Source organism: Prochlorococcus sp. MIT 1327, from assembly GCF_047304785.1.
In the GTDB taxonomy this organism is placed as follows: Bacteria; Cyanobacteriota; Cyanobacteriia; order PCC-6307; family Cyanobiaceae; genus Prochlorococcus; species Prochlorococcus marinus_D.
Genome location: NZ_CP138972.1, coordinates 683,295 through 706,356, shown reverse-complemented (window position 1 = coordinate 706,356; position 23,062 = coordinate 683,295). Strand labels below are relative to the sequence as shown.

The following is a 23,062-nucleotide window of genomic DNA, read 5'->3' as shown; positions in this document are numbered from 1 at the left end:
TCGAGAGATCTACAAGGACACTGCTCATGCCAATTCGCTGGTACGGCAACGCCGACACAACCGACCCGACCTATCAACATTTCGCTCGAATCGTCAACTTCACCCTGCATGCCATGGCCTTTGCAGCTTTCAACAGTGGCCTTTGGTTCATTCAACAAATGCGCCACCCATGGCCACACTTGGATTGGTTCAGCGAAATCTGGCTTGCTGGACTCTTCATCCACCTTGCATTTGTAGTCGTCAAAAGACCCAAGGCCAAGACCACCGAAGAGCAAGCCTGATCCCAACATCAAGCCAGCATCCACCTAGCAAGACCATCACTTATGACAATCGATCCAGCAGATTTAAAAGAGCTACAACTATCCCTTGCCGATCGCATCTACCTTCAGATCGCCAGCTGGCACCTTTATCTGGGCGATGCAGGGCTTGCAGAAAACCTTGCCATCGAATGCAGCGTCAGGCTCAATGAAGGCGCCAATGTGGCAGCCCGCCAAGCCCTAGAATCAGTGCAAGTGCCCCTAGGTGGAGGGAGCACCCGCCTACCACTGGCGCGCCTAATCCCAGCCTCTCAACTTCGTGACCTTGAGGAGATCCTGGAGCCCTACTGCCGATAAGGTTGCTGCCATCCATGGAGGGCCAGTGCTGATCATCGAGGTCACCAACGCCCGTGAAGTGATGCGTCAACGCATCGGACCACTAGGGGAGCGACTCATCGGCAAAGTTGTCGATGCTGAGGACCAGGTGGAGAAAGCTCTGATTCAAGAGCTCGAAAACGCCTTCCAGGAATTCGGGATCGAAGCACGCATCGTTTCGGTACAGGGACCCCAGCTAGTGGGCCGAGACCATCTGGAGCTACCAATTCAAGTCCGTGAGGATCGCGAAGTTCGCCTCAGCGAGGAATAACTCTGTAACGCAGCTCCCGCGCTAGCTCACGCACCTCAGCGACACCAAGAGAGATGCTGATTAGAGCGAATACAGCAAGGCCGGTGATCACTGACAGACACACCTCAATCAAAAGTCCCAGCAGGTCCTGAGGCCATTGCATCAAGGTCGCCAGAGCCCAAGCCGCAAACCCTGCCGCCAGGCCAGCCCAAAGCACCTTGACGCCATCAAAAGCCCACCGTTGCAAAGGCAAGCCCCCTAGCCGCGAATGCAAGCCCACCAAGAGAGCTGCGCAGGTCAGCAGATTGATTGCAACCGTCGCCAGCACCAAACCGGTAGCCCCGAAATTGAATGGCAACTGAGGGCCCCAAGGGGTTGGGCCACCAACCAACAACCAATCAAACACCACATTCAAGCCAATCCCTGCCGTAGAAAGTCGGAAGGGGGTAGTGCCATCACCTAGGGCATAAAACACACGCACCAGCAGATCACGAGCTAGATAGGCAGGCATGCCCACGCCATAGGCCATCAGCAATCCACTCACCAAGCTGGCCGCCTGGGCATCAAAGGCCCCTCGCTCGTACACCAAAGCAACGATTGGGGTTCCAAGAGCCACGAACATGGCCCCCAGAGGAACCATGCTGGCCGTAGACAACATCAACCCCTGACGGATGCGAGTGACTAGTGCAGGCCGATCTTCCTGGGCAGTGAGCCTGGCAAACGTTGGCAGTAATGGCACCAGCAATGCATTGGAGATCAGCCCCAAAGGCGTCTGTACCAAAAGATTGGCGTAGCCCAGACCAGCTGCCGCACCCAAAATGCCGGAAGCAAAAAACAGATCTGTAAAGACATTGATCTGCAACATGCCTGAAGAAAGGGTGGCCGGGCCCATGACCTGCCATACCTCCCGCACACCTGGATGATGCCAATCCCAAACCAACTTCATCTTGGTCAAGCCTTGCCTGATCAACGCCGGCAGTTGAATCAGCCACTGCAAAAGGGCTCCCACCAAGGTGGCTAGTGCCAAAACAATGCCACCCCTAAGGGCGAACTGCATGGAGCCGATGTTCGTGCCGACCTGCCACCACAAAACTCCGACACCGACCACCAAAGCAAGACTGGACATGATTGGCGAAACCGCCGGAATCCAGAACTCATCAGCAGCATTAAGGGAGCCGAAGCCCAGGCCGATCAAACCTGCCAACAAAGCCATTGGTGCCATCACCTGAAGCTGAACCACAGCAATCCGATGCAGCTCAGGACTCAGACCTGGGCCCACCAAAGTGATCAACGGATTGGCTGCCAGCACTAATAGAGCCGTCAAGAACAACAAAGCAGCACTAACCATGGTGTTGAGCGCCGCCAACACATGAGCGCTCTCCTGCCGCGGCCGTCTGCTGAGGACACTGACCATGGCGCTGTGGAAAGGACCGTTGATCCCACCCAGGAGAATCAACAGAAACCCCGGCAAGACGTAGGCGTAGTTGTAAGCGTCATAAGCCGCTCCCACCCCGAAGGCAGCCGCAATCACAAGCTGACGAACCAGCCCTCCCACCTTGCTAAGCAAGGTGCCGACTGTGACAACCAGAGCAATACGCTTTAAGGATCTCCCCATCCTTGGGCCTCAGACCATCTGATCATTTAGCAGCATTCTCAAGCCCTGCAAGCATCCCCATGACCGAGGCCATCCCGGAAGGATTGTTAGGGAGTCCACTGCTCACATTCCCACCACTCGAGGAAGGAATATTGGTGAAGCGCTACAAGCGCTTCCTTGCCGATGTGGAGCTAGTCAGCGGCGAAATCGTGACAGCCCACTGCGCCAACACAGGCCCCATGACTGGTGTTCTTCATCCTGGAGGCAGAGTGCGACTCCGCCATGCGCCTTCTCCCAAGCGCAAGTTGGCCTGGACATGGGAGCAAGCGGAGGCACCCAGCGCCCAGGGCGGCCTCTGCTGGGTGGGTATCAACACAGCCTTGGCCAATAGCCTGATCAGAGCCGCGATTGAAGCCGGACACCTCAAGCAAGTCCTCGGTCCGATCGCAGCAATCCGTGCGGAAGTGACTTATGGAAGCAACCGACGCAGCCGCATTGACCTGTTTTTAACCCCTGATGCCAATTGCTCGGACACCAGACCCATTTACTTAGAAGTCAAGAACACCACCTGGATCGAACACTCCTTAGCCCTCTTTCCCGACACGGTGACAGAACGAGGGCAAAAACATCTCAAAGAGCTAATCGGTGTCCTACCAGAGTCCAGAGCAGTCTTGGTGCCCTGCCTCAGCCGCCAAGATGTCCAAGCGTTCGCCCCAGGGGATAGCGCAGACCCTCGCTATGGCGAACTCTTTCGTCTGGCTCTTACAGCTGGCGTGGAAGTCATTCCATGTTGCTTCGGATTTCACCGCGACAAGATCACCTGGGAGGGCCTTAGGCCTACCAAGACAACACAGAGTTGACACAGCAAAAAGAGCTCCAGATGTAACAAAATGAACTTTCACCCCCGCAAATAGACCTAAAAGCGTCCATCAATCCCATATTTCGTATCAACATGAACATAAAAAAAACCCAAGTTGAGCAAGTTTCTCCTTTGAGCTATCACAAAGGCTTCCAGCTCGTTTTGCAGATCTGCTTCTTCCAATGACAACTGCTCCGCTTCCGCCCTCCAGGCGGCGCACGGTTCGCCTTCAGGAGGCCAGTCTCCTGGAGGGGCCAATGCTCCTCCTGCGCAGCATCCGTGGCTTCAGCTCCAATCGCTCAATCACATGGCTGACCTGTGTGCCCTTCGCCCTTTTCGGCCTAGGCGTTTTCAACCTTTCAGCCCATGCCGCCGACCTCCCTGAACTCACGCCAGGATTCCTAGCTAACAACCTCTGGTTGCTGATCGCAGCTGTGCTGGTGATCTTCATGAACGCCGGCTTCGCGATGGTCGAAGCAGGGATGTGCCGTCAGAAAAACGCCGTCAACATCCTCGCCAAAAACCTGTTTGTCTTCGCCCTTGCGGTGACGGCCTACTGGTTCATCGGCTTCCAGATCATGTACAAAGCAGACTGGCTGATCCCTGGTGTTTTGAAGTTCGGCGGGTTGTTCTTTGACCCCGCAGTAACGCCTGACATGGTCACCAATGGAGACTTGGTCCCAAGCGTTGACTTCCTCTTCCAGGCTGCCTTTGCAGGCACAGCAGCAACGATTGTCTCTGGCCTGGTAGCTGAGCGAATCAAGTTTGGCGAGTTTGTTGTTTTCTCGCTAATCCTTACGGCACTCATCTACCCAATCGCGGGTTCCTGGCAATGGAACTTCCCAGTCGAAGATGCAGCTGGTGTTGTCACTGATGCAGGTGGTTGGCTCAATCAACTTGGTTTTATTGACTTTGCCGGCTCAACGTTGGTGCACTCCGTGGGTGCCTGGGCTGGGCTGGTAGGGGCCATCGCTCTTGGCCCTCGCATCGGCAAGTTTGTCGGTGGCAAGGCCCAAGCTCTACCAGGTCACAACATGGCCATAGCCACTCTCGGATGCTTGATCCTCTGGATCGGTTGGTATGGATTCAATGCTGGCTCCCAGCTGGCAATGGATGCAGCGGTGCCTTACATCGCAGTCACCACAACCCTTGCTGCAGCCGGTGGCGCCATCGGTGCAACGATCATTTCCACCCTCTATTCCGGCAAGCCTGATCTAACGATGATCATCAATGGCATTCTTGCCGGCTTGGTAAGCATTACCGCCGGTTGCGACGGTGTCGCCATGTGGGCGGCTTGGCTGATAGGCCTCATTGGCGGTGTGATCGTGGTCTTCTCTGTGGCCTTCATCGACGGCCTGCAGATTGACGACCCCGTTGGGGCTTTCTCTGTGCACGGCACATGCGGCATCTGGGGCACTCTGGCAGTGGGCCTGTTCAACACCGATGCAGGTCTATTGACTGGCCATGGGTTCAGCCAACTTGGCGTCCAAGCGCTCGGCTGCATCTCATACGCAGTGTTCATTGTTGTGACCTGTTGGATTGCCTGGTCTGTCATCGGAGCACTGTTTGGAGGTATCCGCGTAACAGAGGCTGAGGAAATCGAAGGTCTGGATATCGGTGAGCACGGTATGGAGGCTTATCCAGACTTCGCCTCAGCCGGCAACTAAAGCCTGATCAACAACCTGAATCCCATTAAGCCCGACCCTGTGCCGGGCTTTTTTGTGCTTCAAAAGTGTTGAGCTGCCCATAGAGTCAGGAGATTGCTGCTGCCACGATGGATACACAAGCTTTCAAACGCTCGCTCCATCACTCTGAGCGTTACAACCGTAGGGGCTTCGGGCGAGCCAACGAAGTCGCCAGCAACCTTGAGAAGGCCTACCAAAGCAGCCTAATTGGCTCGATTCGAGACAACGGGTATGTGCTTCAACATGGCCGGCTTCAGGTGAAATTGGCTGAGGCCTTTGGTTTCTGCTGGGGAGTAGAGAGAGCAGTTGCGATGGCCTATGAAACCCGTAGGCACTACCCAAGCGAGCGCATTTGGATTACTAACGAAATTATTCACAACCCTTCAGTGAATGAACACTTACGCGAAATGGACGTGCTGTTCATCCACGCTGAAGGAGGTGTCAAAGATTTTTCCTGCGTCAATGATGGCGATGTAGTGATCCTGCCCGCCTTCGGTGCCACTGTTCAGGAGATGGAGCTGCTTCATGAGCGTGGCTGTCACATCATCGACACCACTTGTCCATGGGTTTCCAAGGTGTGGCACACCGTGGAGAAACATAAGAAGCAAGAATTCACCTCAATTATTCATGGCAAGGTGAAGCATGAAGAAACCTTGGCCACAAGCTCCTTTGCAGGGACCTATCTAGTTGTTTTAGACCTTGATGAAGCCCAACTAGTCGCCGATTACATCCTGGGCAAAGGAGATCGTGCAGCGTTCATGAAACGCTTTGCCAAGGCATGCTCTGCAAACTTTGACCCAGATCAAGATCTCCAACGCCTTGGGGTAGCCAATCAGACCACCATGCTGAAAAGTGAAACCGAGGAAATCGGTCGTTTATTCGAGCGCACCATGCTCAGAAAATATGGCCCAATAGAGCTCAACAAACATTTCCTTTCCTTCAACACCATCTGTGACGCCACAGAGGAGCGGCAACAAGCAATGTTCTCGCTAGTTGATGAACCTCTAGATCTACTGGTGGTGATTGGTGGTTTCAACTCATCCAACACCACTCACCTACAGGAAATCGCCATCAGCCGAGGAATCCGATCCTTTCACATCGATACCCCAGAACGTATTGGTGATAACAACAGCATCCAACACAAGCCACTGGGAGAAGATCTGTTCATCGAAAGTAATTTTCTACCTGCTGGAAGCGTGAGCGTCGGCATCACCTCCGGAGCCTCAACACCCGATCGAGTGGTTGAACATGTGATTCAGAAGCTGATCGACCTAACCTCCGACTGAACAACACCCTGGCTTTACATTTGTTAATATCCCAAGCCAACCCAGCCAGGGATGACCATCCGTGCCGCCCTTGTCGATACCTGCCGACCAATACCTGCGCCTCAGCGACAAATCACAAGTCCGCTGCTATCGAAGTCATTTTTCCGATCGCATGGAGATGCTTGCGCCGCCAAAAAACGTGGCGGCATATCTTGACCACCATCAAGGCTGGTTTCAACGCTGTGCTGCACCCATGGAGGTCAAGGCCCTCGATGATCAGTCCTATCTCCTCACCCTTGGTCGATTCGGAAATTTTGGCTTTGAAGTGGAGCCTTGCATCGGCCTAAAGCTGCTTCCTCAGCAGCAAGGGCTCTACCAAATCATCAATGTGGACCTAACGCATCAAGATCAGCCCCTTTGTGATCACTACGATGTGGACTTCAAGGCTGGGCTGCAACTTGAGCCATCAGAAACAGAAGCCAGCAATACTGTGCAACAAACCACCATCGTGAACTGGGATTTGGATCTTTCGGTGGGGATCCAACTACCGAAAGTGATCACCCTGCTACCAGATGGTCTTGTACAGACAAGTGGTGACCAGCTGCTGAGGCAAATCGTGCGACAAATCTCGCGACGACTCACCTGGAAGGTTCAAGAAGACTTCCATGCCACCCATGGACTGACCTGCCCACCACGTCGCCATGCAGCTTTCTGAGCGAGTCAACCCTGTTATCGCCTTGATCTGCAAACCGATTCTCTAAAGTGCTCACCTGCAATCCATGGTGATGATGGCCGGCTCCGAAACCCCTAAAGCAAAGGGATCTGACTCTGACCTAGGACCTCAAGCCAGTTCATCGTCAGAATCGATTAACTACTTCTCCGAATTTGGAATTCTCATACTCCGGCTCGGGATCAGCATTTTGATGGTCCACAACGGATTAGAGAAGCTCCAAAATCCAGAAGGCTTCTCGGAATTTGTCATCGGCCAACACCTTAACTTCTTACCAGGCGACCCTCTGCTGTGGACCTATGCAGCAGCTTTAACAGAAATCATTTGTCCAATTGGAATCGCTTTCGGACTTGCTACTAGGCTCTGCGCGCTTGGCCTTCTATCGACAATGGCTTTTGCCATTACATACCACTTATTTGATACTGGCCTGCAAGGCTTCCCCTTCGCCGTGGTCGAAAACCATAGCTATGCCTTTGAATTGTCTGGTGTTTATGCAACTATTTTCTTTTACTTGCTTTGCGCAGGGCCAGGGCGCATTTCACTGGCAGCAAGGAACAAAGCTAAAGCAAATTCAGTCAGAATGAAACTCATCAAGGAAATCAACAAAGTCAAAATATAGGCAAACAAATTCGCTCGATATTAGCTTTGATTATTACTAACTTAATGCAAGAAGTGGCGCTTTCCCGTCAACACCATTGCCAGACCAAAATCATCGCAAACAGCGATTGAATCTGCATCACGCTTGCTCCCACCAGGCTGGATTACGGCACAGATGCCATGGTTAGCCGCCAAACGCACCGTGTCGTCAAAGGGGAAGAAGCCATCACTAGCCAAAACAGCTCCCCTGGCTTGATCGCCAGCTGCCTCAAGGGCTAGTCGCGCCGAGCCGACTCGGTTCATCTGGCCCGCTCCAACTCCGAGACTCTGGCCAGCACGAGCCACCACGATGGCGTTAGAGCGCACATGTCTCACCAGACGCCATGCAAAGGAGAGATCCTCGTTTTCTTCAGCATTAGGCGAGCGTTTGCTGGCCACAGTCCAACTGGTGGGATCAATCGATTGATCGTCTTGGTCCTGCACCAACACGCCACCGAGGATGGTGCGAATGTGATCACGACCAGCCGCATCAATGGCACCTGGTGCCAGTTCCAACAAACGTAAGTTGGCCTTGCTGGCAAGGATTTCCCGAGCTTCTGGTTCAAAGCCTGGTGCCACAACACACTCCAAGAACAAACTGGTGAGCTCCCGAGCAGTCGTGGCATCCACCAATCCATTCAGAGCCACGATCCCTCCAAATGCACTCACCCGATCCGCATCCAAGGCACGGCTTAAGGCCGACGCCACGCCAGTGCCAATCGCGACGCCACAAGGGTTGGTGTGCTTAACCACCACGGCAGCATCTTGAACAGCTTGTTGAGCGCCTTCCGTGCCATATCCAAACTCCCGAACAGTGGCCAGGGCAGCTTCCAAATCAAGCAAATTGTTGGTACTGAGCTCCTTGCCCTGCAACTGAATGGCACCGCCCCAACCCTGCTTCGGAGCGCTGTACCAAGCCGCATGCTGATGGGGATTCTCGCCATAGCGCAGCCTCTGGCTAAGGGGAATAGCCTCAAGCCATTGGGAAGCTTGCTCAGTCAGCCGCTCGCCCATCCAATGGCTGATGGCCACGTCATAGGCAGCGGTGTGCTCAAAGGCTTCAAGGGCAAGCTCACGACGGAGCTGGTCATCCACACCATCACTTAAAGCCACTAGGAATCTGTCGTACTGATCCGGCCTCGTGAGCACGGCCACATGCGCATGGTTCTTTGCCGCCGCTCGCACCATGGCGGGGCCACCGATATCTATATTCTCAATTGCAGTTTCCCAACTCACCTGCGGATTGGCCACTGTTTCCCGAAACGGGTAAAGGTTCACCACCACCACATCAATGGGAGGGATCTGATGCTGCTCCAGATCGACCTCATGATCAGGGTCGCCCCGCATCGCCAAGATGCCTCCATGGACACGAGGATGCAGAGTCTTCACCCGTCCTCCAAGAATTTCCGCAGCACCTGTGTGCTCAGCAACCCGCGTCACGGGCAGACCGGCATCCTCCAGCACTTTGGCTGTGCCACCACTGGAAAGCAGCTGAAACCCATGCATGCGATGCAAGGATTCCGCTAGAGGCACAATCCCATGTTTGTTTGAAACGCTCAACAAGGCGATGGGAGCCATGGCAGCAGAGACGAAAGCATTCCGTGAGCCAACCTACGCAGCAGCGATACAACACCTGCCGTGAGCGACAACCTTCTCCGCGACATTCCCAAAGGTGCTTACTACAGGCTTGTGCTGCTGCATGGCTGGGGTGCAGATGCAGACGATCTGATGCCCCTTGGCCGAGAGCTCTGCCAAGTCATCGAGCCTCCCGTAGAACTAGTGGCTCTACGAGCACAACAACGTCATCCTCAAGGTCTGGGCCGGCAATGGTATGGACTCTTTCCAAGCGACTGGGCAGCCGTTCCTGATGCGATCTCTCAACTTCAGGCTCGATTGAAAGCCCTGGAAACCCCAGAAATTCCTCTACAAAGAACGGCTTTACTGGGTTTCTCTCAAGGAGGAGCAATGGCCCTGGCGAGTGGTTGTGATCTACCTCTAGCAGGCCTAATCGGCTGCAGTGCATACCCACATCCAAATTGGGTAGCGCCAAGCATTCGCCCCGCTGTGCTTCTCCTGCATGGGCGCCAAGACGATGTAGTTCCCTACGCCGCCTCTGAACAACTCCTCAAAAGCCTAAAAACAAGCGGATTGGAGACGGCATTAGTGAGCTTCGAAGGGGGCCACTGCATTCCGGGAGAACTAATCCCCCGGATGCAACAGGCCTTGCACTCTTGGTTCAACTAAGGAATCGCTTTCTCGTCAAACGAAGGCGTACTCATACTCCTCGATCTCCTCCCAGTCGTCGGAAGTCAGTTCAAGGCCTTCAAACATGACCTCTTCCCCAACGGAGTCAACGATCAAGCGCAAAGAAGGGAAGAGAAAATGGTTCTCTTCAGCGTACTGAGCACTAAACAATCCTTTCTCGCCCCAGAAAAAGCGATCAGTGGTGTGTTCGTTACGACGAACATTAAGGATCGCTGGTGAGACCAAACCAGATTCGGCGATGTAACGACGAGCTGCCGTCACAGGCTTGTATTCACCGGTTTCGAGATGGAAAGTAGGCACATGAGCCAACACCCGTTGACCAGCCAATCGTCTGCGGCTGATCCGCTTGCGCTTCTTAGACATAAACGGGAAACTCCTGTATAGGAGTGCGATGGAGAGAGGAACGGGGCGGCTTAGGACCGTCCTGCAAATAGCGCTCAAGCACGATGCAAGAGCATGAAGATGCCCAAATGTCAGCAAGCCTTACTCAGGGAATCGCAGCAGAGCTACAACACCCTGAGGGATCACTTTCAACATGATCGGCCGAGGCCGAGGATCCAACAGAGGACGCATCTACCTCTGCTGTAGCTTTGGCGACACGATTTGTGCAACCTCTGCTGTGGCTTTGGTGACACAATTTGTGCAACCTCTGCCTTGTCCGACTTTGAGCTACAGCCTCTGGGCGAGGCTTTCAAGCCAATCGACGCTCAAATTTTAATACTTTTTTCAGAATTTACAAGGTGTCATTCGTATCAGCCTCTTGGTGTCGGTGTCCAGAGGCACATCGCTCGCCATGAAGCTGTCAAACCGCTTCCTCAATCTGGTGAAGCAACAACTCAGCAGCTTCGAAGCGGAGGCTCCACTAGAGAAGCTTGTGGTCTATATCGCTCAAGCAAGAGACGGGCGCGCCCCCAGCCTGGAAGCCGTAAGTCAGTGGCCCGCCAATGGGAACAAATCCCTGCCACCTGTAGAGGCAGACCCTGAGCTTCGTGCACCCTCACCTGATCGACGCTGGTACCCGCTTCAAGAAGGAACGATCTTGCTTGGAGTACTCAGAGCCGAAAAACCCCTCTCTTCGCCATCCTGGCCCACCCGCCTAGACCGACGGCTGCTTGCTACTGCGAGTGCCATCACCGATTGCCTCAGTCTTGAGCTTGAGCGCGCCAGGCTGCTTGATGAGCTGGCCGAGCAACGGGAACAAATCAGCCTGATGGTGCATCAACTGCGCAATCCGCTAGCCGCGCTTCGAACCTATGCCCAACTCTTGATGAAGCGCCTAGAGCCCGATAGTCGTCACCGCCCCTTGATCAAGGGTCTGCTGAGCGAGCAAGCACAACTAGATCGCTATATCTCCAGCCTCGACCAGATCGGCCAGGACAATCTGCCCATCCAACCAAGCATCAAGGCCCCATTGCTGCTGCCTCCATTACTGCCACAAGCCACTGATCTCACTATCAAATCCTTACTAACACCACTGATCGAACGCGCCATAGCCACATCAGCCTTGCAAAAACGCCCTTGGCATGGACCCAGCCAATGGCCTGCCTGGACTGAAGAGCTACGTCCTTCAGCAGATGGAGTGGTCGCTGAAATCGTGGCCAACCTGCTGGAGAATGCTTTCCGCTATAGCCCTGCAGGCCGCCCTATCGGCCTTTGCCTGCAACAAAACGGAGTATGCGTCTGGGATGGAGGTGAACCCATCAATAAGCAAGAGCGTGAGCGCATCTTCAGCAGAGGCATTCGAGGCCAGAGCAGTGGCGATCGCCCCGGAAGCGGCCTTGGCCTCGCCCTGGGACGCCAACTGGCTGAAGATTTGGGAGGTTCGCTGCAACTGATCACCTCTCCAGCGAACCTTGATCCAGCCCTTCCTAGCGAAGGGAATGCCTTTCTGCTCAGCCTGCCGGCAGTAACACCGCCAGCAACAGAAGCGTGATTGTTTCCACCAGCACGACTGAAGCGCCATAAGAATCCCCGCTATGCCCACCAAGACGACGTCCAAGCAGTTCAGGCACTAAAAACGCCGGCAAGACACCCACACCAATTCCTGCCATCAAAACCATCTGACTGGGCCACCCCACGATCATGAGTGAAGGGACAAGCGTTAATGCCAAAAGCAGCACTAAGCATGCTGGTAATGCTTCCTGCCATCCCTTGCGATAACGACGATGAAAGGATGCGGTGCCAGCCTGCCCCTCACGCAAGTAAAAGAAGCGCGCCATGGCCCAAAGCGGCGCACAACGCCCCCAAAAGGCAGCAATCAGCAAAGCCAAAGGGGCTAGAGAACCAAGCCGAAGTAGGGCTGCAATCTGAAGTAACACCACCACAAGCAGAGCCTGGACTCCACTAGCTCCAACACAACTGTCGTCCATAGCCTGCAGACAGCGCTCACGACCAGCCGCCAGACCATCGGCCGTGTCCATCAACCCATCAAGGTGAAGACCACCCGACAGCCAGGCACCCAGCCCGATGACCAAAAGTGCCACTGCCGAGGTCGGCCAATCGGCACGGATCAAGACAAGCCAAAGGAAAGACTGCAGTCCTCCCAGCACCAATCCGATCCAAGGAGCAAAGCGAGCAATCCGTTCAAAACGTGGCTTCAGCCCTGGCCAAGCAGGCAATACGGAGTAGAAGATCCATGCTCCAGCCAAATCCCGGAGCCAAAGGGGAGCGCGCAAGATCTCCAAGCTCCAGCCAAAGGCAAAGCCCAACGTAGGGTCATGATCGGCCTGGTGCCCTGTGGCGCTGAAGTATCGCCGTAGCACTAGCCGTGTTTGATTTTCAGATCAACGCCCACTGTTCACACACACGTGCTCGCGTTGGCTGCTTCCGCACTCCTCATGGTTCTGTCAACACACCTCGTTTCATGCCTGTGGGCACGTTGGCAACGGTGAAAGGCATCACAGCCACTCAACTGGCCGACACCGGAGCTCAGATGGTGTTAGCCAACACTTATCACCTCCATCTTCAGCCAGGCGAGGGGATCGTGGCCGATGCCGGTGGCCTGCATCGCTTCATGGGCTGGGACCGCCCACTGCTTACCGACTCAGGTGGCTTTCAGATTTTCAGCCTGGCAGACCTGAATCGTATTGATGATCACGGGGTCGTTTTTCGCAACCCTCGTAATGGCAGCCAGATTGAACTCACGCCAGAACGAGCCATCGAAATTCAAATGGCCCTTGGCGCTGATGTCGCTATGGCCTTCGACCAATGCCCCCCATACCCAGCCAGCGAAAGCGATGTGGAGGCTGCCTGTAAGCGCACCCATGCATGGCTGGAACGCTGCTCGAACACCCATCAACACACAAATCAAGCCCTATTCGGCATTGTTCAAGGAGGATGTTTTCCCCACCTCAGAGAGCAAAGTGCTCAAATCGTGGCCAGCTTTGATTTGCCTGGCATCGCCATCGGTGGCGTCAGCGTGGGTGAACCGGTTGAAGACATTCATCGCATCGTGCGCCAGGTTTCTCCTCTGCTTCCCCAGGATCGCCCCCGCTATCTGATGGGGATAGGCACCCTGCGAGAAATAGCGATTGCAGTTGCCAGCGGTATCGATCTATTCGACTGTGTGCTGCCTACTCGCCTGGGAAGACATGGCACAGCACTTGTCGCTGGCGAGCGATGGAATTTACGCAATGCCCGCTTTCGTGAAGATCACACACCCCTAGATCAAAGCTGTACCTGTACAGCCTGCCGCCATCACAGCCGGGCTTATCTGCATCACTTAATTCGCAACGAGGAGCTCCTAGGGCTCACGCTTCTAAGCCTGCACAACCTCACCCAGCTGATCAGATTCACCTCAGCTATTAGCCAGGCAATTCAAGATGACTGTTTTTCAGAGGATTTCGCTCCTTGGCAACCGGACTCAGCAGCACATCACACGTGGTAACGTCCATGAAACGCAGCTGAGCAACTAGGGATGGCAGCCTTCACTCTCGATCTGATGGCCCAACTGCCAGAGGCCTATCAGGCCTACGCTCCAGCAGTGGATGTTCTTCCACTCATCCCCATTTTCTTCTTCCTGCTTGTCTTTGTTTGGCAAGCATCTGTGGGCTTCCGCTGAAGCATTCATTTCAATCAACGCTTTTTTCCTCGACGCCATACCTCCCAGACGAAGGTAGGCAGACAAAGAATGCGATTCCATCGGCTGGGCTCTTGGCCCAACCGATAGAGCCATTCGAGCCCTAACTGACACATCCATTGGGGGGCTCGCTTTTTCATGCCAGCCCATACATCGAAGCTTCCCCCAACACCCATCCAGAGGCCTGGGCATGCCCGCCTTACGCGTGGTATCCATGTTTCTTGACGGGGAACTCCTAATGCCACAAGCACAAGATCAGGATGCAAAACTCTCAACTTGGCTTCCAGGCCAGGCCAAGCATCTTGGGGCTGATAGCCATGCGAAGACATCACAAGTCGCAGAGCAGGCAGGTCTTGCTGCAGGAGTTGCCTCAAACGATCCATGACCTGCGGTGTTGCTCCCACTAGAGCCACCTTCCAATCATGAGCCTCTGCATAGGCAAGTAACGAACGTGCCAGTTCAATGCCAGGGCTGCGCGGCACCACAACTCCCTGACGCCTCAGCGCCCAAACCACGCCAATCCCATCTGGGATGACTAGATCTGCCGCCGCAATAGCATCACCTAGCCTCGGATTCTCTCTAGCCTCCATCGTCATCTCCGCATTAAGCGTGACGATCTGGCCACCACCACGAGCATGCAAACCAATCGCCGCAGCCTGAACATCGCGGCATGCATCCACTGGCACACCTAGAACACTTCGACGGTATTGATCGCTCGGTGCGGTGCTTGTTGATTCCATCAGCGAGACAATTGAGGTTGAAAATTTAGTGCTCTAAACCTTGAACGCAATCGATGGAGTCCAAAGCCCAATCGTCACAAGCAAGCGAATGGAGCAACAGCCGATTTGCAAAGAAGGCCTGAGAAAGTAACGCTGTGCGAGCCGGGAGGGTTGGACTGATGTGTTCCTAACGACTCAGATGGGCTCCTCCAAGGGAAGCCCCATTCCGGGGTGTTCGACGGCATGTTCAATCAGGTCAGCCAAACGCAGCGCGCGCGAAGCCTGCTCCCCATCCACGGCTGGTGTCTCACGACCTCGCAAACACTGAAGAAAATGCTCCAACTCTGCATAGAGAGGCTCAATAGAAGTCGTGCTGACCTCTTCGATAAAACCGTCATTGCGATACAACAACTCACCGTGATCGGCTGAATACCACTCATGAGCACGACGATGTATGTGCAGGGTGTGATTAAGAAAATCAGTCTCAACAAGACTGCCCCGACAATGAGCACTGAGACTGCGAATTTTGCGGTGGCTCATCTTGCTAGCCGTGAGGCTAGCCACCACACCATTGCTGAAGCCAAGCGTGGCATTGACGTAATCGATCGGACCCTCGGCAGTGCGGCCCCCTGCAGCAGCCAGACCTACCACCGGAGCACCCGCCAGCTCAAGAACCAAGTCGAGGTCATGAATCATCAGATCAAGCACCACCGACACATCATTGGCTCGGTCACCATGGGGGCTATGACGACGAGCCTCAAGAACCACCACCTCCTCATTTTCCACCACCTTTATTAACTCTCGAAAGGCAGGGTTAAAGCGTTCGATATGGCCAACCTGCAAGAGCCGTCCAGCCTTATTAGCCGCCACAATCAATGCGGATGCCTCCTCCTGACTGGCCGCAATCGGTTTTTCGATTAACACATGCAGGCCTGCCTCCAAGCAGGCCTGCCCGACCTTGTGATGGAGCAATGTCGGCACAGCAATGCAAACGGCTTCGACCTCGCCCAACAAGCTGCGGTAGTCAGGAAACCAATCACATCCAAACTGTTCAGTTGCCAGCTGACCGCGCTCCGGATCTGGATCAGCTACTGCCACCAGCTGGGCATCCTTAAGCAGACTGAGCACACGGGCATGATGCCAACCCATATTGCCAATCCCGATCACACCAACCTTCACCGGAACCATGGGATCGGTCATCGGCAGGCCATGGCGTATCGGGGAAATTATCAACGATCATTCCTCAATGTGATCGTGACTGGGAAGAATCAGTCGCACACGCTCGATACGAGGACCCTTCATCGTTACGATCTCGAATTGCAAACCATCGCAGCGCAAGGCCTCTCCAGCAGAAGGGATGTGTTGCAACTTTTCAAGCAGAAAGCCAGCCAAGGTGTGATGTCCATCAGCTTCAGGCAAGTCCAGATTGAGCTGTCGATTGAGCTCAATGATCTCAAGATCCCCTGCAACCATCCATGTGTCTGACTGACCCTCAATATGCTCAAGATCCGGCTCATCGTCGTCAGCATCAGGCTCATCGCCCACGATCTCGCCAGTGAGATCGGCAGCTGTAACCAATCCTTCGGTGCCGCCATGCTCATCAACCACAAGCAGTAGGGGCTGTCCACTTCGGATCATCGGCAACAATTCAGCCAAAGTGCTGGTCTCAAGAACCCTTGCAGCTGGTTGTAAAAAAGGTTCAAGCGCAGATTCTGCCTGCAAAGCACCCTGGGAGATTGGCTCCGCCAACCGACGTAAATCAAGCACACCCCTAACATCATCTAGGGACTGACCGATCACTGGAAAGCGCGCATGGCGGGTGCTATGCACCACTCTCATCAGTTCAGCGAAGCAGACCCCAACAGGCAAGGTGACCATGCCAGAGCGTGGCACCATCACCTCTCTAACTTGAGTGTCGCGCAAGGCAAAAACACCTTCAAGGATATTGCGCTCATCAGGACGAAGGCCTGTTACACCACCAATTTCGATCAGAGACTCCAGCTCACCAGCAGAGAGAGCAGGAACGAGAGAATCCCAATGTGCATTCAAACCAACCAGCCGCAACATCATCGAAGCGACAGCTTCCAGAAGGGCCAAAAGGGGAGCAAGCACACGCATCACCATCTCCAACAATGGAGCGAGGTTTAGAGCTGCAGCCTCCGGACGATTCAGCACCCAGGCCTTAGGAAGAAAACCAGCCAACAAGGTGGCCAACACCACAAGCAGCAGAAAAAGCCCCCCGTCCAACCAGTGACTAGCAGGATCAGCCAGAGGCCACCAGCGATGTCCAACACCACGGCCAACCCAGCCCAGGGCTACCAACGCCAGCATTTCACCCAATTGAGACACCATCAACGCCCTCCTCAAACGGCGCTGAAGACGATGCACGGCGGAAGCTCCGGGTTGCTGCTCTTCCACTAAAACCTGTACTCGACTAGGCCGCAGCCGCAACAAGGCAACCTCTCCCGCCGCGAAAAAAGCCGGTAGAACCAGCAATACAGCCAGGAAAAGCAACCTCATTTAATGAAAAAAATATGGGGGTCGCGAGGATCGAACTCGCCTTAGGCGAATTATGAGTTCGCTGCATTCACCAGATTGCTAGACCCCCTCAATCACGGATCTACCTCATGCCACGTGTAGGAGTGAAGGCCTCAGGCGCCACATTCATCTCAGGACCATCCTCCACCATGACAACTTCTGAACGATCACCCCCCGCAAGGCTGCTATCAAAACCGCTAGAGATATCTACAGTTCTCAAAGGCAAAATAGTGCTCTGCTCTTCTAGAAGCAACTGGTAGGTGTTCTGTAAAGCAGCACCATCCCAGTTGATCGTCTGATCAGGGAAACCAAATCCCATCAAACGATTCCCATCCTTACCAGCCACAACAATACCAAGCATATCTGTGAGCTGATGCCACACATCAACCCCCCTTGTATAAGGAGCAGTCCAACTGTAAAAGCGATTCTCCACCAAGTCAGCAGTAGTGGCTTTCAACGGTCCACAGTGGATCACCTCAACGGGCCCCATTGACGACTCGGACAATCCACGGTTCGTGAATATAGGCATCTCGGAAGGATCAGGCGCTTCAAGGGTCGTGGTGCAAACCACAGGCATCCCCCAGGCCAAACCGCCACCCCATCCAGTGACTGCCAATGGTGTCACCAGGGCTAAACCAAGCATCCTTAGTTTATGGAAGGACACCCAAGCCATAACTGCAAAAAACACGACTGCGCGCAAACTAGGCAATGAATCCTTAACGCACCAGCCCAATGAGCCCTCTTCCCCCATCGGCGGAGGCCTGCCGCGATGAGCTGCTCAACCGGCTAGCGCGAGAGGCCTACCGCCATGGAGACTTCACCCTGGCCTCTGGTCGCCAAAGCAACCACTACGTGAACTGCAAGCCAGTCAGCCTCAGTGGATCTGGCCTGGCGTTGCTAGGCCTGGCGTTACTCAAATATGTAGAGCCCGATGCTGTTTCTGTAGCTGGCCTCACCCTCGGCGCCGATCCCTTGGTGAGTGCAGTAGCGATGGCAGCAGCACAAGCGGAACGCACTCTCAATGCGCTAATAGTGAGAAAGCAAGCCAAAGGCCATGGCACCGCTGCTTGGCTTGAAGGTCCACTACCTCCCAGCGGTGCACGCATCACCATTTTGGAAGACGTTGTCACCACTGGCGGATCGTCACTCAAAGCCGTGCAACAGCTGCGTGAGACGGGCTATCTGGTGACACGCGTCGTCACGATCGTCGATCGACAAGAAGGTGGTAGAGAGGCCTTGAATGCTGCTGAGTTAGAGCTTGTCAGTTTGTACCAGCTCAATCAGGTCGCTGAGCGGGCCAGACAGCTGGAGACGGAGACATGAGCAGCTCGAGCAAGCAACGCTGGGACGCCCTTAAACCCCTATTGAGGCTGGAGGGTTCTGGTAGTCGAGACTTTCTTCACGGCCAGACCAGTGCCGATCTGCTGGCTGCCGAAACAGGCGCCCTACTGCGCTGCTGCTGGCTCACCGCCACAGGAAGGGTGCGGGCGCTGTTGGAGATTCGTCTGGATGAGAGAGGTGCAGATGTGCTGGTTCTCGCCGGCGATCACAACGCCGTAGCGACGGGATTTGAACAGGTGATCTTCCCTGCAGACCAGGTTCGTCTGAAGCCGAGCGACCCAATTCGACGCCTGCAGATAATGACCCAACTCAAACAGGAGCAAACTCCTGAGGTGATCTGGCTGCTGCCAGACGAACCACTGCCAAAGCAATGGGCTGCTATGGAGCAGGCCAATGCAGATCAAATTGAACGCTGGCGAATCAAGCAAGGCCTGCCCCTTGAACCTGGTGAAATCAATGGCGATACCAACCCGTTTGAACTGGGACTAGCCGCATGGGTGAGTCTCAGCAAAGGTTGTTACTTGGGGCAGGAAACCTTGGCCAAGCTGGCCAACAGCGGTGGTATCAAACAACAACTGCGCTACTGGCAAGCCAACCGCCCAATTGCCGTAGGCCAAAAACTAATCAAGCTTGAGCCAGAGGCAGGTGTCAACAATCGAGCAGGGGTCATTACTTCAGCGATGCAAGACCAAGACTCAAAAGGCAGCTATGGCTTGGCCTTGGTGCGCCGCAAGGCTCTAACAGAGACTGAACTATGCCTGGCGGAAGACTCAACAAGGGTTCGCCTCACCATTCCTACGGGATTTGTGACTCCACCCATAAGTGACTGAACATGGCTTGACGATGCCCAGCTACTCGTCTTGCTTTAACAGCTCGTCTTGCTTTAACAGCCATGCCGCCACGGCCCAAGTGGCGAGACAATCATCGTGGTTGTAATCAAAGATCCAACGCAGTGAATAGGAACTGCCGCGATCTTGAAGACCTGAACCACGCCACTGGCGCCACCAAAGCAGAGCTCGAGCCCCATCGACCCCCACCTGACGCCAACAAAATCCCAGCCAACTAGCCACGCACTTCAACCCATAGCTGTTTAAAGGCAATCGCCAATAACGCCGCACCCGATCGTGCACATCAATCATGCGCTTGCTCAGTACACTCAACTCAGCCGCGTCAACTCCCTGCCGTTGAGCCATACGGCGAAGAGCCAGAGACTCCGTTTCGCCATAATGCATCACTGGCCAGTCGGGATAACTCTTCAGCATGCGTTGCAACCGCTGCCAGCAACGTGCCTCGCCGTGCTCATAAAGCACCAAAAAGGGGTGATACTGCGCACCCTCTAAATCCCAACTGCCATCTGGCCTGCGGCCCAGCAGGACAAAACCATGCAGAAAATCATCGCGAGCATCTGGATCAGATTCGATGTCGTACAACAACACGCCAGGGGCAGTGGCCAATTCCGGCAAAGCTGATGCGAAATCCAAGCGCTCACAACGACCATCCCGCTGAGCGCGGGCCTGAGCGACAAGCTCACAAGCCACTTCCCCGTGCTGCTCACCGAAATGTTGCAAACGACTTCCGAGTTCATTCGGATCGGCTGCCGCTAACTCCTGCAAACCAAGGATCCCCAGTTCCTGAAGCATCTGCCGTCGACGAGTCCCGATACCGCTCACCTCACTGAGGTGTCCCTCTGCAGAAGCCGCGGCATTGCAAACACCTCGCCAGGAACACAACTTGCACTTGCGCCGATCGGCAACCAAAGGCGGAGGCTCGCTCAGCTTGAGGTCTACTGCCAACTTGACCAGCACATCATCAAGCTGCCGCTGCAGCCCCCCCAGCAATGAAACTCGTTCCATGTGAAAACTGCGACCAGCTCCGGCCAAAGCCAATCCTTCAGGCACGGGAGCCGACTGCAGCGGTGCCAATAAACGACCAGCAAGGGCCAAAGCCAAGCGATGCTCTCTGGTCAATCGTCGACCCTGACGTGCAAGCACCGGTCGGTAAGCAAATGCCCCCCAACGACTTTGCCCCTCGACCCTCTGCAGCAATGGCGGATGGGCCTCCAATAACTGCCCCGCAGGACCAAACCCCTTAAGCCTCAGCCCCACCACCCCTGGGCATCCTTGACTGCAACCTTCTAGACCCCTGCATGGTTTGCGCGGCAACAAAGCAACAAAGTTGCGCTGCTGATCATCAAGTTGCAGAGTGCGGTGAGCAGTCCAGAGCCGTTGCTCTCCATCGCCATAACGGTCTAACCAAGCCCTACGACGACAGCGCAGCCAACTACGCAGCAAGCGATCAGTCAGAACGTTGGCAGCGAGAGGGGTGGCACCCATCAGTCGACGTTACGGCGCCTACCTGCTAGATCGAATCCATTAGTTGATCATTTATGGCATCGGCCTCCCTGCCGCTGGCCGCGGCCCCCATCCACTTCGGTACCGACGGTTGGCGCGGGGTCATCGGCGTGGACATCACAGTCGAAAGGTTGTTAACCGTTGCTGCTGCTGCTGCACAGGAGCTGGCCTATCGCGCACCCACAGAACTCAAAAGCCGCTCAGTGATCATCGGCTACGACCGCCGCTTTCTAGCTCCGGAAATGGCAGAGGCCATTGCTGCCGCCGTGCGCGGCTGTGAGCTGGAGCCCTTACTCACCGAAACGCCTGTGCCGACACCTGCCTGCAGCTGGGCAGTCGTTCAACATCAGGCCATTGGCGCCTTAGTGGTGACAGCCAGTCACAATCCGCCGGAATGGTTAGGGCTAAAAATCAAGGGGGCCTTTGGCGGCTCAGTGGAAGACACTTTCACCGCAGCGGTGGAACAGCGACTTGCTGCCGGAGGGATCTCAGTACCCATCAATGGGATTACCAAGCGATTTGATGGGCGTGGGCAGCATCTCAAAGGATTGCGAGAGAAGCTCGATTTAACGTCCCTGGTCAAGGGCCTGCAGAAGATGGGGCTCAAGGTCATCATCGATCCGATGCACGGTTCAGCAGCGGGTTGCATTGCCGAGCTACTGGACCCGCACAACCAGGGCTTGGTTCAAGAAATTCGCGCCCAGCGCGACCCGTTGTTCGGCGGCAACCCGCCCGAACCCCTCGCCCCATATCTGAGCCAGCTGATCGCAGCTGTGCAGGCCTCCAGCGCTACCGGACAACCCGCCGTGGGTCTTGTGTTCGATGGCGATGGCGACCGCATTGCAGCCATAGATGAAGCTGGCAACTTCTGCAGCACCCAGCTGCTGATGCCCCTCCTGATTGACCACCTCGCCCGAGCCAAACAACTGCCAGGCAAGGTTGTAAAAACCGTGAGTGGCTCTGACCTGATGCGTCTAGTTGCTGAGGATCTAGGCCGGGAGGTGCTGGAACTACCGGTTGGTTTCAAATACATCGCCGCTGAAATGCTCAGCGGCGATGTGCTGGTGGGAGGTGAGGAATCAGGAGGGGTGGGCTTCGGAATGCACCTACCTGAAAGGGATGCCCTCTTTGCAGCCCTGCTTGTACTGGAAGCACTTGTGGAGGGAGGGCAGCCCCTCGGCGCTCGCATGAAAGCCCTGCAAGAGCGTTGTAGGGGGAGCAGTTTTTACGAACGCTTCGATCTACGCCTTGCTGACATGGACTCGCGACAACGACTAGAAACGCTGCTTGAGCAAACCCCTCCAGCCACAGTTGCTGATCAACCCGTTCAGACCGTGATCCGTACAGATGGCGTGAAATTTCGACTTGGACCTAGCCACTGGTTGATGCTGCGTTTCTCCGGCACCGAACCCCTGCTCAGGATCTACTGCGAAGCTCCCAGCGAGACAGACGTCAAAGCAGCTCTGAACTGGGCAAAGCAGCTCGCAGAACGAACATGAGCAGCAATGAATTGACAGCGCGGGTGCTGGTGATCGCCAGCGGCAATGCTGGCAAAATCCGCGAGTTCCGTCAGTTGCTGGCTCACCTGCCGCTCAGCGTGCAAGCCCAACCCAAAGATCTTGCCGTGGAAGAAACAGGCCAGACCTTTGCAGAAAATGCACGCATCAAGGCCTTGACAGTTGCTCAAGCCACGGGGCAATGGGCCCTCGCAGACGACTCCGGACTCAGCGTAGAGGCACTGGCAGGCGCCCCTGGGGTGTATTCAGCCCGCTATGCCGCGAGTGATGCCCTAAGGATTGAGCGCCTACTACAAGAACTCAAAGGGATCGATGATCGCCGCGCTCACTTCAGCGCTGCTCTTTGCATCGCATCTGAGACGAATGAAGTTTTACTGGAGGTCGAAGGCCGCTGCGAAGGTTTGATCACCCACGCAGCTCGAGGAGAAAAGGGCTTCGGCTATGACCCGATCTTCGAAGTCGAGGCAACCGGCACAACCTTTGCAGAGATGACTATTGAGCAAAAACGCCAATGGAGCCACAGAGGTTGCGCCTTTGCCCTGTTAGATCCAGCCCTGCAAGAACTGCTCCACAAACAAAACAAGCCCTAATCGCGAGACCAC

The 23,062-nt window shown here is 55.0% G+C and carries 25 protein-coding genes and 1 tRNA gene; 16 read left to right on the top strand and 10 right to left on the bottom strand.

Annotated elements, in window-relative coordinates:
- The first annotated feature begins 26 nt into the window (after positions 1-26).
- From SIB80_RS03375 to SIB80_RS03365, 3 genes are read left to right on the top strand one after another with little or no spacing between them, the layout of a single operon-like run.
- The gene (locus SIB80_RS03375; RefSeq protein WP_011131215.1) at positions 27-281 is read left to right on the top strand and encodes a 2TM domain-containing protein; all 255 of its coding nucleotides are present in this window, start codon (positions 27-29) and stop codon (positions 279-281) included.
- 42 nt (positions 282-323) lie between these two features.
- Complete coding sequence (locus SIB80_RS03370; protein WP_011131216.1) at positions 324-614, top strand: DUF3181 family protein; 291 nt, start codon at positions 324-326, stop codon at positions 612-614.
- Between the two features lie 25 nt (positions 615-639).
- Entirely contained in the window at positions 640-903 is a 264-nt protein-coding gene (locus tag SIB80_RS03365; protein ID WP_011131217.1) for a hypothetical protein, read from the top strand.
- Here SIB80_RS03365 and murJ read toward each other — a convergent pair.
- Positions 890-2,497: a murein biosynthesis integral membrane protein MurJ gene (murJ, locus tag SIB80_RS03360; protein ID WP_063420466.1), complete on the bottom strand. Its 1,608-nt coding sequence runs from the start codon at positions 2,495-2,497 to the stop codon at positions 890-892. The two genes, SIB80_RS03365 and murJ, sit on opposite strands and share 14 nt — an antisense overlap.
- Before the next feature lie 59 nt (positions 2,498-2,556).
- Between murJ and sfsA the strand changes: the two genes are divergently transcribed.
- The 5 genes from sfsA to SIB80_RS03335 all read left to right on the top strand — a co-directional run bounded on the left by sfsA (position 2,557) and on the right by SIB80_RS03335 (position 7,634).
- Positions 2,557-3,336, top strand: coding sequence for a DNA/RNA nuclease SfsA (gene sfsA / locus SIB80_RS03355; RefSeq protein ID WP_063420831.1), 780 nt, complete (start codon positions 2,557-2,559; stop codon positions 3,334-3,336).
- A gap of 181 nt (positions 3,337-3,517) precedes the next feature.
- Positions 3,518-5,002 (top strand): ammonium transporter, encoded by a 1,485-nt coding sequence (locus SIB80_RS03350; protein ID WP_063404987.1) that lies wholly within the window; start codon positions 3,518-3,520, stop codon positions 5,000-5,002.
- 107 nt (positions 5,003-5,109) lie between these two features.
- Positions 5,110-6,306, top strand: coding sequence for a 4-hydroxy-3-methylbut-2-enyl diphosphate reductase (locus SIB80_RS03345; protein WP_063420467.1), 1,197 nt, complete (start codon positions 5,110-5,112; stop codon positions 6,304-6,306).
- A 61-nt stretch (positions 6,307-6,367) separates the two neighbouring features.
- Positions 6,368-7,000 (top strand): DUF1997 domain-containing protein, encoded by a 633-nt coding sequence (locus SIB80_RS03340; protein WP_063420468.1) that lies wholly within the window; start codon positions 6,368-6,370, stop codon positions 6,998-7,000.
- Positions 7,001-7,073: 73 nt separating this feature from the next.
- Positions 7,074-7,634 carry a DoxX family protein gene (locus SIB80_RS03335; protein ID WP_370520999.1) on the top strand — a complete coding sequence of 187 codons (561 nt, stop codon included), beginning with the start codon at positions 7,074-7,076 and terminating at the stop codon, positions 7,632-7,634.
- A gap of 41 nt (positions 7,635-7,675) precedes the next feature.
- Here SIB80_RS03335 and purH read toward each other — a convergent pair whose 3' ends face one another.
- On the bottom strand, positions 7,676-9,229 hold the full coding sequence (purH, locus tag SIB80_RS03330; RefSeq protein ID WP_063420470.1) for a bifunctional phosphoribosylaminoimidazolecarboxamide formyltransferase/IMP cyclohydrolase: 1,554 nt from the start codon (positions 9,227-9,229) through the stop codon (positions 7,676-7,678).
- A 60-nt stretch (positions 9,230-9,289) separates the two neighbouring features.
- Between purH and SIB80_RS03325 the strand changes: the two genes are divergently transcribed.
- The gene (locus SIB80_RS03325; protein WP_011131225.1) at positions 9,290-9,895 is read left to right on the top strand and encodes an alpha/beta hydrolase; all 606 of its coding nucleotides are present in this window, start codon (positions 9,290-9,292) and stop codon (positions 9,893-9,895) included.
- A 15-nt stretch (positions 9,896-9,910) separates the two neighbouring features.
- On the opposite strand, the gene SIB80_RS03320 is transcribed toward SIB80_RS03325, so the two are convergent.
- Positions 9,911-10,279 (bottom strand): DUF3155 domain-containing protein, encoded by a 369-nt coding sequence (locus SIB80_RS03320; RefSeq protein WP_011131226.1) that lies wholly within the window; start codon positions 10,277-10,279, stop codon positions 9,911-9,913.
- A 430-nt stretch (positions 10,280-10,709) separates the two neighbouring features.
- Between SIB80_RS03320 and SIB80_RS03315 the strand changes: the two genes are divergently transcribed.
- On the top strand, positions 10,710-11,849 hold the full coding sequence (locus SIB80_RS03315; protein WP_063420471.1) for a sensor histidine kinase: 1,140 nt from the start codon (positions 10,710-10,712) through the stop codon (positions 11,847-11,849).
- On the opposite strand, the gene cobS is transcribed toward SIB80_RS03315, so the two are convergent.
- Positions 11,809-12,591 (bottom strand): adenosylcobinamide-GDP ribazoletransferase, encoded by a 783-nt coding sequence (gene cobS, locus SIB80_RS03310; protein ID WP_205909660.1) that lies wholly within the window; start codon positions 12,589-12,591, stop codon positions 11,809-11,811. The two genes, SIB80_RS03315 and cobS, sit on opposite strands and share 41 nt — an antisense overlap.
- A gap of 92 nt (positions 12,592-12,683) precedes the next feature.
- Here cobS and tgt point away from each other — a divergent pair, with 92 nt between their 5' ends.
- Together tgt and SIB80_RS03300 are read left to right on the top strand one after the other, a co-directional pair.
- Entirely contained in the window at positions 12,684-13,802 is a 1,119-nt protein-coding gene (gene tgt / locus SIB80_RS03305) for a tRNA guanosine(34) transglycosylase Tgt (RefSeq protein ID WP_063396829.1), read from the top strand.
- 30 nt (positions 13,803-13,832) lie between these two features.
- Positions 13,833-13,976, top strand: a complete 144-nt coding sequence (locus SIB80_RS03300) for a photosystem II reaction center protein K (RefSeq protein WP_011131230.1) — start codon at positions 13,833-13,835, stop codon at positions 13,974-13,976.
- Between the two features lie 14 nt (positions 13,977-13,990).
- On the opposite strand, the gene SIB80_RS03295 is transcribed toward SIB80_RS03300, so the two are convergent.
- The 5 genes from SIB80_RS03295 to SIB80_RS03275 form a co-directional block, all read right to left on the bottom strand.
- A complete protein-coding gene (locus SIB80_RS03295; RefSeq protein ID WP_063420472.1) occupies positions 13,991-14,734 on the bottom strand; it encodes a WecB/TagA/CpsF family glycosyltransferase in 744 nt (247 codons plus the stop codon).
- Between the two features lie 174 nt (positions 14,735-14,908).
- Positions 14,909-15,913, bottom strand: coding sequence for a Gfo/Idh/MocA family protein (locus SIB80_RS03290; protein ID WP_063420473.1), 1,005 nt, complete (start codon positions 15,911-15,913; stop codon positions 14,909-14,911).
- Between the two features lie 36 nt (positions 15,914-15,949).
- Entirely contained in the window at positions 15,950-17,233 is a 1,284-nt protein-coding gene (locus SIB80_RS03285; protein WP_063420474.1) for a hemolysin family protein, read from the bottom strand.
- A 15-nt stretch (positions 17,234-17,248) separates the two neighbouring features.
- Positions 17,249-17,321, bottom strand: a tRNA-Ile gene (locus SIB80_RS03280).
- Positions 17,322-17,333: 12 nt separating this feature from the next.
- On the bottom strand, positions 17,334-17,984 hold the full coding sequence (locus tag SIB80_RS03275) for a hypothetical protein (RefSeq protein WP_063420475.1): 651 nt from the start codon (positions 17,982-17,984) through the stop codon (positions 17,334-17,336).
- Between SIB80_RS03275 and pyrE the strand changes: the two genes are divergently transcribed.
- Together pyrE and SIB80_RS03265 are read left to right on the top strand one after the other, a co-directional pair.
- Positions 17,984-18,574 (top strand): orotate phosphoribosyltransferase, encoded by a 591-nt coding sequence (pyrE, locus tag SIB80_RS03270; RefSeq protein ID WP_063420476.1) that lies wholly within the window; start codon positions 17,984-17,986, stop codon positions 18,572-18,574. The genes SIB80_RS03275 and pyrE overlap by 1 nt on opposite strands.
- Positions 18,571-19,422, top strand: a complete 852-nt coding sequence (locus SIB80_RS03265; RefSeq protein ID WP_063420477.1) for a YgfZ/GcvT domain-containing protein — start codon at positions 18,571-18,573, stop codon at positions 19,420-19,422. Before pyrE ends, SIB80_RS03265 begins: the two co-directional genes overlap by 4 nt.
- A 21-nt stretch (positions 19,423-19,443) precedes the next feature.
- Here the strand turns inward: SIB80_RS03265 and SIB80_RS03260 are convergent, their stop codons facing one another.
- Positions 19,444-20,925 carry a TM0106 family RecB-like putative nuclease gene (locus SIB80_RS03260; protein WP_063420478.1) on the bottom strand — a complete coding sequence of 494 codons (1,482 nt, stop codon included), beginning with the start codon at positions 20,923-20,925 and terminating at the stop codon, positions 19,444-19,446.
- Between the two features lie 53 nt (positions 20,926-20,978).
- On the opposite strand from SIB80_RS03260, the gene SIB80_RS03255 reads away from it, so the two are divergent.
- Together SIB80_RS03255 and rdgB are read left to right on the top strand one after the other, a co-directional pair.
- Positions 20,979-22,442, top strand: coding sequence for a phosphoglucomutase/phosphomannomutase family protein (locus tag SIB80_RS03255; RefSeq protein ID WP_063420479.1), 1,464 nt, complete (start codon positions 20,979-20,981; stop codon positions 22,440-22,442).
- Entirely contained in the window at positions 22,439-23,050 is a 612-nt protein-coding gene (rdgB, locus tag SIB80_RS03250) for an RdgB/HAM1 family non-canonical purine NTP pyrophosphatase (protein ID WP_063420480.1), read from the top strand. Before SIB80_RS03255 ends, rdgB begins: the two co-directional genes overlap by 4 nt.
- Positions 23,051-23,062 lie beyond the last annotated feature (12 nt).